The sequence below is a fragment of the Roseovarius sp. JB2-10 genome, from assembly GCF_055693585.1.
Map to the genome: position 1 here is coordinate 405991 of NZ_CM146337.1, position 13349 is coordinate 419339.

Here is a 13349-nt window from a genome sequence, read left to right on the forward strand (position 1 = left end):
CCAAGTCAATCAAAGGGATGTGCTTGGACCCATCTGCAGGTCCACGCGTCACCTGCACGTCACGCTTGGGGCTTGGCGGGGCGGGTTGCGCACGCTATCACCGCGCCATCACAATCGCCGGAAGTCACCATGACCGAGCCCAAGACCCCGACCCAGATCGCCCATGATGTGCTCAGCATTGAAGGCGACGCGCTGCAACAGATGCGCGATACGCTGCCAGACACGTTCGATGACATTATCGAAACGCTGCTCAAGGTCCGGGGCCGCGTGATCGTTTCCGGCATGGGCAAATCGGGCCATATCGCCGCCAAGATCGCCGCCACCATGGCCAGCACCGGCACCCCGGCCCAAACGGTGCATCCGGGCGAGGCCAGCCATGGTGACCTGGGCATGATCACCTCAGACGACGCTGTGATCCTGATCTCGAATTCCGGCGAAACCCGGGAACTGGCCGACATCATTGCGCACACGCGCCGCTATGCGATCCCCTTGGTTGCAATCACCAAAAAAGCTGAAAGTACGTTGGGCACTCAAGCCGATTTTCTGTTGCAGTTGCCCAACGCGCCTGAAGCATGCGGCATTGGCATGGCCCCCACCACTTCCACCACCTGCACCATCGCCTTGGGTGACGCATTGGCCGTCGCCTTGATGAAATTGCGCGGGTTTGAACGGGAGAATTTCCTGGCGTTTCACCCAGGCGGCACCTTGGGTGCGCAGCTCCTGAAAGTCAGTGCCGTCATGCATACGGGGGACAGTCTGCCGATTGTGCATGAAACAACACCGATGAGCGATACTCTGATCGAAATGACCGCCAAGGGCTTCGGCGTGGCCGCTGTAGTGGAAAATGCCCGTCTGACAGGCGTCATTACCGACGGCGATTTGCGCCGAAACATGGAGGGCCTCATGGCCCAGACCGCTGGCGAAGTTGCGACGCGTACACCGCTGACCACAACACCTGATACCCTATTGGTCGAGGCACTGGGCGTCATGAACGCGAACAAACGCACGACGCTTCTGGTCACGGATGCAGATCATCATCTGGTCGGTCTGGTACATATCCATGACGCACTCCGTGCTGGCGTAGCCTGACACAAACCTCGGGGCACCTACCCGAGGAAGCAGCGCCCGGCGCGGATGACGAGAGATCAAGCCTGCGCGCTAGCGCACTCATTTTTGAAGCGGGCTTTTACCCGGTGACCTGATCGAGGGCTGCTTGAAGACAGCGCCACCCATCGCCCAACGGATAGTGATGGTTTCCGATAAATAAACCATTTTTATCAATATCTTCCGCATGGCGAAGCGTATCGTGGATCACGTGGTCCATATGCTTGACCACTACGTCATTCTTGGCAAAATTACCTGCCACAACGGGGCGGCATTCCACTTTGTGATCCCCCAAGGCGCGGATCAGATCGGCCCTATCAAATCCCGCATCCGGCTGCACCACCATTGAAAACCCAAACCAGCTGCTCTCGCCGATCTCCTGCTGAATTCGGATCTGCGGATAGGCTTGCATCAAAGCCCGGAAACGCTCCGCATTCTTGCGCCGCTCGCCCACAATCATCGGCAATTTTGCAATCTGTTCCTGGCCAATGGCACCGCTCATTTCCAAGGGGCGCAGGTTGTATCCTGGCAGTACGAATTTGAAAGATTCCTCAAACGGATCGTCGCTCTTTTCCCCTGTGACGTGATTGATCTTTGGCAAATGACGGGTCCAGCCATGCGATCTCACGCTCAGCATGATGTGGTGCAGCTCTTCGTCGTCAGTTACCACCAAACCGCCCTCCATCGTGGCGATGTGATGCGAGAAAAACGAAGAATAACTGCCCGCAATTCCGAATGTTCCTGCCTGGCGCCCCTGATATGTCGCCCCAAGAGATTCACAATTATCTTCAATTACCAGAATGTCGCGATCACCAATGATCGTCTCAATCCGGTCAAACGCATTCGGATTACCCAACAGATTAACAACCATGATGGCCCGTGTTTCAGGGCCAACCGCGTCCGCCAACGCATCCAGATCATAGTTCAACGTGTCCGGGTCGATATCGACAAACTTCATCCTCAGACCGTACTGGTGCAACGGATAATAGGTCGTGGACCAACTGACTGCCGGCACGATTACCTCGGCACCCTCCGCCAAGTGATGTTTGGAATGATATCGGAGCGCGGCAACAATAATCAGATTGGCTGACGAACCCGAGTTGACCATCACACAAAATTTGCTGCCCATCGCGGCGGCAAACTGCTCTTCGAACTTGGCCACTTCGGGACCCATCGAAAACATGCCTGATTTAACCACGCGGTCGATGGCCGCATATTCCTTGTCGTCCCAGCTTGTCGTGGCCAGCGGAAACCCCTGATCGCTCATGTGTTTTCCCCCTCCAACGCCAGAAAATGTGCATATGTCTGCGCGATGCCTTCCGCCAGACCCGTTTTAGGTTGCCAGCCGAATGCCGTTTGCCGATCCACCGCCATCAGCTTTTGCTTCATGCCAACAGGACGGTTCAGGTCGTGGGTGAACGTACCTTTCCAACCGATCACATTTGCGGCCTCGGCGTAGTATTCATTGATCGAATGGTCACGCCCGACGCCCATATTCATGCATCCAGGCAAATCATCAAACCGTGCGACGGACTGCCAGACCCCGGCCGCCAGATCCGCGGAAAACATGAACTCGCGACGTGCTGTCCCGTCTCCCCAAATTTCCACGCTGCTTGCCTGCGTCTGCTTGGCCTCATGCACTTTGCGGATGATGGCCGGCAAAAGGTGCGAAACCTTGGGGTCAAACTTGTCGTAGAGGCCATATAAATTGCATGGAATCAGTGTCTTGTACGAAACATCACCGGCTCTGTTTATAAAGTCGCACAACCGTGCAACCGCCAGTTTCGCCAGCCCATAGCCTTCGTTTGTTGGCTCCAACTCGCCTTTTCCCAGGCTGTCCTCTTGCAACGGATTGGGCGCATCGTGGGGATACATACAGCTTGACCCGAGGTTCAAAAGACGCGGTATCCCGGCGTCACGCGCCGCCAAAACGATATTGAATCCCATGTCCATATTGTCCGCCAGAAAGGCAGCAGGGTCCGCCATGTTGGCCTGAATCCCACCCACACGGCCCGCGGCATGGATCACTATATCGGGCGTCTCTGCCTTCAACACCGCCAGGACCGCTGGCCTGTCCGTCAGGTCCAATTCAGCGCTTGTTGGTGCAATAACCTGGTGGGAGGTCGCCACCGCGTGATCCTGCACAGCACGGCCCACCATGCCACGCCCCCCGGTCAGCAGGATTTTCATTTGCTGTCCTCAGCACGCTGCTGCGCCTGCGCCTCTGCCAGATCAGAGGCCGCCATTTCCCGAACCAATTCTTCGAAACTCGTCTCTGGTTCCCAGCCGAGCTGTTGGCGCGCCTTACTGGCATCACCCAACAGGGTTTCCACCTCCGCGGGGCGGAAATATTGCGGATCTACCCTGACGACCACACGGCCGTCCGCGTCGCGCGCCACTTCGTCGACACCTTCACCTTCGAATGTCAGTTGCATGTCCAATGCGTCTGCCGCGCTGTTCACAAAATCCCGGACGGAATATTGCTGCCCTGTGGCAATCACATAATCTTCCGGCCTGTCCTGCTGCAACATCAACCACATCATCTGGACGTAGTCACGCGCATGGCCCCAATCGCGCTTGGCGTCCATATTGCCCAACAGCAGTTCGTCCTGCATGCCCAACTTGATACGGGCCAGTGCGCGGGTGATTTTGCGGGTCACGAAAGTCTCCCCGCGAATGGGGCTTTCGTGGTTAAAGAGAATGCCGTTACAGGCATACATATTATAGGCTTCGCGGTAATTGACTGTGATCCAATAGGCATAGAGTTTGGCCACCGCATAGGGGGACCGCGGGTAGAACGGCGTGGTTTCACGCTGCGGCGTTTCTTGAACCAGGCCATAGAGTTCAGAGGTCGACGCCTGATAAAACCGGGTTTTTTCACCCATGACGAGAAAGCGTATTGCTTCCAGCAGGCGAAGCGCGCCCATGGCATCAGAATTCGCGGTATACTCCGGCTCTTCGAAACTGACCGCCACATGGCTTTGCGCCGCCAGATTATAAACCTCATCGGGCTTGGTTTTCTGCAATATATGCGTCAGCGATGAACTGTCCGTCATATCCCCATGATGCAACTGAAACTGCCCTGATTTACCCGGCTCGCCTTCGAACAGGTGGTCAATCCGCGCAGTGTTGAACAAAGACGTACGGCGCTTGATGCCGTGCACGCGGTAGCCTTTTTCAAGCAGAAATTCAGCCAGATACGCCCCATCCTGCCCGGTCACGCCAGTAATCAGTGCGGTTTTGACCATCTTTGCCTCGTCTTTTTTGTGCCTCTCACGGCGCTCCATCTCCCGGATACTGTTTTCATTGGCCAATGAACAGAGGGCAGATGGGACATCAAACGCACTCAAACGAATTTAAGCACACATTCACGATCTACGCGCGCGACGTTTTCCAGAGGATGTCACCTATCCCGGCCAGTCGCGCAAATCTTGCAAGTTCCGCATCAAGTTTTCCAAATCGGTTTTCACCCCATTTGACACCTGCCTCTGGCCAAAAACCGGTCACATGCATCCATCCCTTTGCCCGGTCGGCCTTGAGTTCGATCCGACCCACAAACCTGTCGCCTTCAAGCAAAGGATACACATAGTAGCCCCATTTCCTCTTCGCCGCTGGAACAAACATTTCGTTACGATACTCAAAACCAAATAGTCTTTGTGTTCGCATACGGTCACGTATGGCAGGATCAAAAGGGTTTAGAATACGCAGGCGTATGGTTGGCGCAGATGCGGCAGCAAGGCGCTGTTCGATATCCGGCGCACCCCAAGCACTAGACACCTGTCCATCTGCCCCTTCGACATCCACTGGAACCAAGTGGCGCTGCCCGTCGCACCATGCATTGGCCTCACGTGCTGTCATGGCTTCCCAAAAACGGCACAGCTCCCCTCCAGTGCCAAACGAAATTCTTTCAATTGACTGATTACAAAGCCAATTTATCTGATCTTTGTCCTCAACGTCGTATCGCAAATACGCCGGAAAGACACGATCACTGAGATTATAGTATTTGACGAAGTTTTCCCGAAAGCATGTTGCAAGCTCACCAGCATACCACATCTGGTCCAACGCTTTTTTGTGCGGCGGACGCGCCCACATTTCGCGTGGACCCTTGATTTTGGTATCGAACGCATGGGTCGATAACGCACCTTCTTTTTCAATACGCTTCCGTATGTTTTGTATCTCAGTTTGCGCCAAACCTGATTGAAACCATTCCGCTTCGGCCGCCTTTCGGCCCAACCGCTGGAACTGCCTCTGCCAATAGGGCAGGAATTCCATCGGAATCAGTGATGCATCATGCGTAAAGTGTTCAAAGATCGCACGATCCCGGCGCAACAACGGCCAGAGCATCTTTTCGCGATAGTTTTGATTGCGCGACCAAAGAATATGGTGGTGCGCGCGCGACACGTTGCGGATCGTGTCGATCTGGACGAACCCCAATTGTCGGATGATCCCCATCACATCCAGTGACCCCACGGGTGCGGCTGATAAGCCGTGTGACCACAACCACAATCGTCTGGCGCTTCGATTTGATATTTTCAACGCCGCCATGTCGCCCCCTGCTAGTCAGGTGTGCTTAGCAGGATCAAAGCATGGTGCAAATCACGTCCCTTTAAAGACAATACGGAATCCATGAACAAGCGACCTGCAGCGCAGGCGCGGCGGTTTCCCGCACGTTCGAGGTCGTTGAACGCCCGTTCCAAGGCGCGCTCATCAGGGTGCCCCTCTACCGTTTGGGCCAGCGCGGCATTGATCCGTCCTACAACCCGTGCTTCATCCGCGGCAGAGAGCCGGGCGACGTCGCGCGTTGCGCCGAACCGTGCAGCTCTATACTGAATACGGTAATATTCCTTGAGCGCGGGCGTGTTCAGACGGGCAGCAACAGCACCCGTCGCCTTCGCGCGGCGTTCCGGCGAAAGTCTTTGCTTAATCACCAGACCACATTCCCGGTCAGGCAGTGCTTTCAACATGGTTTGCTCGACCAAATAGAAATACCGCAGATCGCGCGCGGAAAGATGGCCTAGACCACGATCCACCAAAGGCCAGAACAACCCTCCGGCCTGGGCCGAAGGGATGGACGTCTGTTGTGCGGCCAAGACACGGTCGGCGATATTACCCGCAATCAACGGATCACGCAGCATCCGTACGATCTGCGCCTCGGCGAGATCCAGCTTTTCGCCACGAAATCCGATGGCGGCCATATCTTCGCGAATTGTCGTGAAAGTCGGAAGCTCCCCCAAGAGTCGGACCAAATCCGATTTGCGGACCTGATTTTCCTGCGCGGTTGCGTGTTGCGGCGTCACAAAGGTGACGGCAAGCAGCAGGCATATTGTTGAAACAGAACGGAAAAGCGCCAAATCGTTTCCTTTTTTCGCAGTGCCCGCCGTGAACCAGATGTTCAGCAATCCACCTTGTACATATGTCTAGGGTTTTTGGGACGAATGGAAACCCCTGTGCCCTACACATGTTCGGGAAGCTGCGGCACCGAAGCGATCAGTCGTTGCGTGTAAGAGTGCTGCGGATTGTCAAAAACATCGTCGGTCGCGCCCTCTTCCACGATTTTTCCCGCATGCATAACCAGCACTCTGTCCGTCACATTGCGCACCACGCTGAGATCGTGGCTGATGAACAGATATGTCAGATCATACTGATCGCTCAACTCTGCCAACAGGTCCAGAATTTGCGCCCGCACCTGAACATCAAGCGCGCTTACAGCTTCGTCCAAAACAATGAGGTCAGGTTGGTTGATCAAGGCCCGCGCAAGGGCAATGCGCTGGCGTTGACCGCCGCTGAACTCGTGGATGTACTTTTCCTGGTCCTCGGGCTTCAGACCCACACGGATCAGCGTGTCACTGATGGCATTGTACAAGCGTTCACCCGTCGGCGGCGTGTCGCGGACATGAAGCGGCTCTGCCACAAGACGGCCCACCCTGTGACGCGGATTGAAGCTGCCGTAGGGGTCTTGGAAAACGGCCTGCAGCACCGTGCGATCCGCCGTTTCTATCGGCTCACCGTTAAGTGTGATCTGTCCGGATTGAAGCGGCTCCAGCCCCAAAATCGAGCGCATCATTGTCGACTTCCCGCACCCGGATTCGCCCACCAATCCAAGGTTCTCACCGCGTTTGAGCTCAAAACTCACCCCATTCACAGCACGAAATCTCGGTGGGGTATGAAACCACTTTTGCCGTGGCAGTACATATTCGCGCACGGCGTCACGGACCTGCAGAATAGGTATATCGGTTGGTTGCTTCTGACGCTCCGGAACATGACCCGAGGCGGCCATCAGGGATTTTGAATAGGGGTGGTGTAGTTTGGAAATCTCGCCGGTTTCGATCACCTCACCGCCTCGCATGATCACCGTGTGATCCGCCATGTCGCTGACCACACCCAAATCATGGCTGATCAAGATCAGACCCATGCCATCGGCCTCGACCAATCGCCGCAGCAAATTGAGGATGTCGGCTTGGGTAGTGACGTCCAGAGCTGTGGTTGGCTCGTCAGCAATCAAGAGTTGGGGCCGCAACGCGATGGCCATGGCGATGCAGACCCGTTGCCGTTGCCCCCCGGACAATTCATGCGGATATCGCGACAAAGGCATGTCCAACTCGACCCGGGCCAGTGTTTCTGCGGCACGTGCAAGCGCTTCTGAGCGGCTGATTTTTTCGTGCTGCAAAATGGTTTCTGCCACTTGATCACCGATACGGTGCAATGGGTTCAATGCGGTCATTGGTTCCTGAAACACCATACTAACGCTCTTGCCACGCACGCCGCACAGGCGGGCTTCGTCCATCTCGGTCAAGGTCGCGCCAGCCAGCGTAACCTGCCCCGACATACGCGCACCGGGCGGGAGAAGTTGCAGGATAGACAGGGCCAGCATGGATTTCCCCGAGCCGCTTTCACCAATGATGCCAACAATCTGACCCTCGGCGACCTGTAGCGAAACGTCGCGAACCACGGGCCCGTCCGGGAAGGAAACTGTGACATTGCGTGCGTCCAGAAGTGTCATGCTGAACGCCTTTCAAGCCGGGGGTCCAACGCATCGCGAAGCCCATCACCCAAAAGGTTAAGCCCCAGCACCGCCAGCAAAATCGCCAACCCGGGGAAGAGGGCCAGATGCGGTGCAGGAACGATCAATGTCTGGCTGTCCGCCAGCATCTGACCCCAACTCGGCACCGGCGGTTGTGCCCCAAGGCCGACATAGCTCAGGCCGGCCTCGGCCAGAATGCCCAGGCTGAACTGGATTGTGCCCTGCACGATCAACAGGTTTGCGACATTCGGCAAAATATGCTCGACGCTGATCCGCATCGCAGATTTACCTGCCAGTCGTGCCGCCAGAATGAAGTCCCGCGTCCAAAGCGACAAAGCGGCGCCGCGCACCAGCCGGGCAAAGACGGGAATGTTAAAAATCCCGATGGCGATGATGGCATTCAACGCCCCAGGACCAAAGATCGCGGTGATCATGATCGCAATCAGCAGGCTGGGGAACGCAAAGATAAGATCGTTGCCGCGCATGATGATTTCATCGAGCCATCCGCCGCGTTGCGCTGCGGCGGCCAGGCCCAAAGGAACGCCCAGTCCCATACCGATCCCAACGGCAACCACGGCCACCGCAAGCGACGTGCGCGCACCAATCATGATCATGCTGAGAATATCGCGGCCCAGATGATCCGTCCCCAGTACATGATCTGTGGTGGGGGTTTGCATCCGTCCGGCAATGTCCACAATCGTGATATCGTAGGGCACCCAAACCAGCGAAATGAGGGCAGCTCCGGCAAAGACTACGCTCAAAACGGCCCCGATGATCAGACTGGCCCTCATCCGCGGTGCCTCAATCGTGGATCAATCCAAGCATACGCCAGATCAACAGCAAAGTTCACGGCAATCACCGCAAAGACAAGCAGCATGACAACGGATTCCACCACGATCAAATCCCGCGCGGTAACCGATTTGAAAATCAACTGCCCAAGACCGGGCAGGTAGAAAACATTCTCGATAATGATCGCACCTGCCAGCAGGAACGAGAACTGCAAGCCGATGATGGTCAACACGGGGATCAGGGCATTGCCGAACGCGTGTTTGCGAATTGCCTGGCCGCGGGTTAGGCCCTTGGCGCGGGCCGTCCGGATATAATCTTGGCCCAGTGTTTCAAGCAGTGAAGATCGCATGACCCGTGCCAGAATGCTGGCCTGCGGCAGGGCCAACGCAATGGCGGGCAGGGTCAGGGATTTCATCGCAGGCAAAAACCCTTTGTCCCACCCCGCAAAGCCACCTGCGCTGAACCACCGCAAGTTGATGGCAAAGACCAGAACCATCAGCATCGCAAACCAGAAATTTGGAATTGCGATCCCCAGTTGCGTAAACCCCATCACCCCAACATCCGCTGCGGAACCACGGCGCGACGCCGCCCAGATGCCCGCGGGAAAGCCCAATAGAATGCTTAGAGACAAGGCATAAAGAGCCAATGGGAGGCTGATCCACAGCCGGTCCGCAATCATTTCGGACACAGGTGTCCGGTATGTGTAAGAGGTGCCAAAATCACCGGTAAGCATGCCTCCGACCCAACGCAGGTATCGCGCGACAGGTGAGCCATCCAATCCCAGCTCGGATCGCAAAGCCGCCAGCGTATCGGCCCGGGCGTTCAGGCCAAGCATATAGGCGGCGGGATCGCCAGGAACGACTTCAAGCGCACAGAAAATGACCAGACTTGCCACCCAGAGTGACACGATCAAAGACACAAACCGCTTCGCGATATAGCGCAGCATCATGCGCCCCTTCTGGCTTTATCGATCTTGAGCTGCACGCCAAGCCCGTGGACGGAATACAGACGGGAGCCTTGCGATCAAACGCTTATTCTTCCCAATAGACACCGGTCAGATCGGTGGCTTGGGTTGGTGCGTCCTGCCACAGGCCACGCAGCCGCGCATCCGCCACGGTGGCCGAAGCCAGCTGGAACAGGAAACCGTTCACATAGTCTTCCGCGATAAGACGTTGTGCCGCCATCAGCCAGTTGGATCGCATCGCAGCGTCTGTTTCCGCGTTCAATTCTTTCATGACCGCTTGAAACGGCACGCTGTCATATTGGAAATAATAGTCAGGACGCGCATAGATCCCGATATCCATCGGTTCCGTGTGGCTCACGATGGTAAGGCCGAAATCCTTGCCGCGAAACACCTCTTCCAACCATTGCGCCCATTCCAGATTGGTGATTTCGGTCTCGATCCCCACGGCGCGCAGTTGCGCTGCCAGAATCTCGCCCCCGCGCCGCGCATAGGACGGCGGTGGCAGTTTCAGCGTGGTCGTAAAGCCGCCTTCAAAACCGGCCTCCGCCAAAAGCTGGATCGCAAGCGCGGGGTCGTAGGTGGATTTATCGGTCAGGTCCACGTAATCAGGATGGTGTGGCGCAAAATGCGTGCCAATAGGCGTTCCAAGCCCGAACATGGCACCATCAATGATTGCCTGACGGTCAATCGCATGGGCAATGGCGCGCCTGACACGCACGTCATCCAGCGGCGGCACCTGATTGTTGATCGCGAGAATGGTTTCGCCCTCTGTGCTGCCCACCAGCACCTGGAACCGGGGATCTGCATCGAATTGCGGTAAATTCTCAGGCGCCGGAAAGGCCGGAAACGCATGCACATCTTCTGCCATCACGGCGGCAAAACCTGCTGACGGGTCACTGATGAAGCGAAAAACCACATTTTGCAGTTTGGCGGGTGTGCCCCAATATTCAGGATTACGCTCCAATTCGATCCGGTCACCCTGGACCCAGTCCTTGAACCGGAATGCGCCTGTTCCAATTGGCTTTTGCTTGATTTCGCCAATGCTCTCAGGGGCCACAATAACCGCGTCACCCCAGGCCAGATTGAAGAGCAAGCTCCCATTCGGCTGACCGAGGGTGATTTTCACCAGATAAGGCCCGATCACATCAACCTGAGTGATGCCTTCAAACAGCGCTTTTTGCGCGTTTTGACTGGTTTCATCCCGGGCACGGTCCAAAGAAAATTTGACATCTCTGGCGTCCATCTCCGTTCCGTCATGGAACGTAACCCCCTCATGGAGCTTGAAAATATACTGTGTCCCATCTTCGGAAATCGTCCAGGTTTGCGCCAGCCCGGGCATCACGGAGCCGTCCGAAGCAAAGCGCGTCAAGCCTTCGAAAACATTGGCGTAAAGGACCTGATCAATCGCCCCTGCCGCGGCACTTGTCGGGTCAAGATGCGGCGGTTCCAGTTGCAGGGCGACAACAATGTCGTCTTTGGCATGCGCAAGTGCAGCAACTACGCTGAACAAGCCGGCCAAAGCATATTTTCTCAATGTTTCCATCGTTTCTCCGAACATGTACCATTGCAAGTTGGTCACATACCCTAACTCTTCCCGTAAATTGCCGGGTGATCAAGCACCGTTTGACCAACAGGACGGTAGAATTTTAGGCGCAGAGTTGATAGGACGTGCTGCAACGCAGCATAAACCGGTTAAAAATATGAGCGCTACGGCTAAAAAAACCTCTCCGATGCCTGATGATATCAGGGCTATGAAAGGCGATACGCCAATTGTCAGCCTGACCGCCTACACCACGCCAATGGCGCATATGATGGACGCACATTGCGACTTTGTACTGGTGGGCGACAGCGTCGGCATGGTGCTACACGGGCTGCCTTCTACCTTGGGTGTCACCATGGAAATGATGATCTTGCACGGACAGGCCGTGGCCCGCGGATTGAAGAATGCAATGCTGGTTATGGATATGCCCTTTGGCAGCTACGAAGAAAGCCCCGAACAGGCTTTTGCCAACGCGGCCACCTTGATGCGTGAAACAGGGGCTGCCGCGGTCAAACTGGAAGGCGGCCGTCATATGGCCGACACCATCGCCTTTCTAGTCGCGCGCGGGGTGCCCGTGATGGCGCATATCGGCCTCACACCTCAATCGATCAATACGCTTGGCGGCTACAAGGTTCAGGGCCGCGACAGCGAAGCAAAAGCTTTGAAGATCGATGCACAGGCAGTCAGTGATGCTGGCGCCTTTGCCGTGGTGCTTGAAAAAGTACCCGCCAATCTCGCGGATGCCATCACCGCCGACATCAGCATCCCGACAATCGGGATTGGCGCCTCGGCGGGCTGTGACGGGCAAATTTTGGTCGTCGATGACATGCTGGGTCTGTTTACGGCCTTTAAACCAAAATTCGTCAAACGCTATGCCAAACTCGGCGAAGACGGCGAAGCCGCAATCGAAGCCTATGCCGCTGACGTTCGCGCACGGAAATTCCCGGCATCTGAACACACTTTTGCGGATCATGCGCCGAAAAAGGGCAAGTCTAAATGACGGCGCCCATCCTGCGCACATTGGACGAACTGCGCAACACCACCCGTGATTGGCAGCGCGAAGGTGCGCGGATCGGGGTCGTGCCCACCATGGGTGCCTTGCATGACGGTCACCTGTCGCTGGTAGAGGCCGCAAAAAAAGAATGCGACCGCGTCATCGTGACGATCTTTGTCAATCCGATGCAGTTCAATAACCCGGACGACCTCGAAAACTATCCGCGCACCGAACACGAAGATGCCCGCAAGCTGGAACGGTTCGAAATTGATCTGCTCTATGTGCCTGATGGTCCGCAAATGTATCCCGACGGGTTTGCAACGACGGTCACCGTGGCAAATCTGACTGACGTTCTATGCGGTGCGCACCGCCCTGGTCATTTCGACGGGGTTGCCACGGTTGTTGCCAAGCTTTTCCTGCAGACATCCGCCACAGACGCGTATTTCGGCGAAAAGGACTTCCAGCAATTGCAGATTGTGCGCCGCATGGCGCGCGATCTGGATATTCCGATTACGGTTCACGGCTGCCCCACAATCCGCGAAATCGACGGGCTGGCCATGTCCTCACGCAACCTGCTTTTGTCCGACAGGGCGCGCGTCAAGGCGGCGGCTCTCAATGAGGAAATGGAGAGTATTGCCGCAGAAATGGCCAAGGGGACACCGTTTTCCAGCCTGCGGGATGCAGCGATCAAAAGGATTGAAAACGCCGGTTTTACCAAGGTCGAGTACCTTGAGGTGCGCGCCAACGATGATCTGGAGTTACTGGATCAACCTGAGCGTCCGGCCCGTTTGTTGGTGGCCGCATGGCTCGCGGGTGTCCGGCTGATCGACAATATTTCGGTCAAGGATTAACGGCCGCAAAATGCGCCTTCGCATCGGTCGGGGATGCAACCTTGCCTCATACGGCCCGAGGAGACTGCCGGAGGCGGTCGACGAGA

The 13349-nt window shown here is 56.3% G+C and carries 12 protein-coding genes; 3 read left to right on the plus strand and 9 right to left on the minus strand.

Annotation, left to right across the window (positions count from 1 at the left end; translation table 11 throughout):
* The first annotated feature begins 129 nt into the window (after nt 1–129).
* Nucleotides 130–1089 carry a KpsF/GutQ family sugar-phosphate isomerase gene (locus ACZ1HJ_RS01980; RefSeq protein ID WP_472720692.1) on the plus strand — a complete coding sequence of 320 codons (960 nt, stop codon included), beginning with the start codon at nt 130–132 and terminating at the stop codon, nt 1087–1089.
* Nucleotides 1090–1186: 97 nt separating this feature from the next.
* Here the strand turns inward: ACZ1HJ_RS01980 and ACZ1HJ_RS01985 are convergent, their stop codons facing one another.
* The 9 genes from ACZ1HJ_RS01985 to ACZ1HJ_RS02025 form a co-directional block, all read right to left on the minus strand.
* The gene (locus tag ACZ1HJ_RS01985) at nt 1187–2371 is read right to left on the minus strand and encodes a DegT/DnrJ/EryC1/StrS family aminotransferase (protein ID WP_472720693.1); all 1185 of its coding nucleotides are present in this window, start codon (nt 2369–2371) and stop codon (nt 1187–1189) included.
* Nucleotides 2368–3294 (minus strand): GDP-L-fucose synthase family protein, encoded by a 927-nt coding sequence (locus tag ACZ1HJ_RS01990; protein WP_472720694.1) that lies wholly within the window; start codon nt 3292–3294, stop codon nt 2368–2370. The genes ACZ1HJ_RS01985 and ACZ1HJ_RS01990 overlap by 4 nt, the downstream gene beginning before the upstream one ends.
* Nucleotides 3291–4352 (minus strand): GDP-mannose 4,6-dehydratase, encoded by a 1062-nt coding sequence (gmd, locus tag ACZ1HJ_RS01995; RefSeq protein ID WP_472720695.1) that lies wholly within the window; start codon nt 4350–4352, stop codon nt 3291–3293. The genes ACZ1HJ_RS01990 and gmd overlap by 4 nt, the downstream gene beginning before the upstream one ends.
* Nucleotides 4353–4479: 127 nt before the next feature.
* A complete protein-coding gene (locus ACZ1HJ_RS02000) occupies nt 4480–5574 on the minus strand; it encodes a winged helix-turn-helix domain-containing protein (protein WP_472720696.1) in 1095 nt (364 codons plus the stop codon).
* 86 nt (nt 5575–5660) lie between these two features.
* Nucleotides 5661–6455 (minus strand): hypothetical protein, encoded by a 795-nt coding sequence (locus tag ACZ1HJ_RS02005; protein ID WP_472720697.1) that lies wholly within the window; start codon nt 6453–6455, stop codon nt 5661–5663.
* A gap of 101 nt (nt 6456–6556) precedes the next feature.
* The gene (locus ACZ1HJ_RS02010; protein ID WP_472720698.1) at nt 6557–8104 is read right to left on the minus strand and encodes an ABC transporter ATP-binding protein; all 1548 of its coding nucleotides are present in this window, start codon (nt 8102–8104) and stop codon (nt 6557–6559) included.
* The gene (locus ACZ1HJ_RS02015; protein ID WP_472720699.1) at nt 8101–8916 is read right to left on the minus strand and encodes an ABC transporter permease; all 816 of its coding nucleotides are present in this window, start codon (nt 8914–8916) and stop codon (nt 8101–8103) included. The genes ACZ1HJ_RS02010 and ACZ1HJ_RS02015 overlap by 4 nt, the downstream gene beginning before the upstream one ends.
* Entirely contained in the window at nt 8913–9860 is a 948-nt protein-coding gene (locus ACZ1HJ_RS02020; protein ID WP_472722135.1) for an ABC transporter permease, read from the minus strand. The genes ACZ1HJ_RS02015 and ACZ1HJ_RS02020 overlap by 4 nt, the downstream gene beginning before the upstream one ends.
* Nucleotides 9861–9945: 85 nt before the next feature.
* Entirely contained in the window at nt 9946–11421 is a 1476-nt protein-coding gene (locus ACZ1HJ_RS02025; RefSeq protein WP_472720700.1) for an ABC transporter substrate-binding protein, read from the minus strand.
* 157 nt (nt 11422–11578) lie between these two features.
* On the opposite strand from ACZ1HJ_RS02025, the gene panB reads away from it, so the two are divergent.
* Nucleotides 11579–12418 (plus strand): 3-methyl-2-oxobutanoate hydroxymethyltransferase, encoded by an 840-nt coding sequence (gene panB / locus ACZ1HJ_RS02030; RefSeq protein WP_472720701.1) that lies wholly within the window; start codon nt 11579–11581, stop codon nt 12416–12418.
* Nucleotides 12415–13263: a pantoate--beta-alanine ligase gene (gene panC / locus ACZ1HJ_RS02035; RefSeq protein ID WP_472720702.1), complete on the plus strand. Its 849-nt coding sequence runs from the start codon at nt 12415–12417 to the stop codon at nt 13261–13263. Before panB ends, panC begins: the two co-directional genes overlap by 4 nt.
* Nucleotides 13264–13349: the final 86 nt, after the last annotated feature.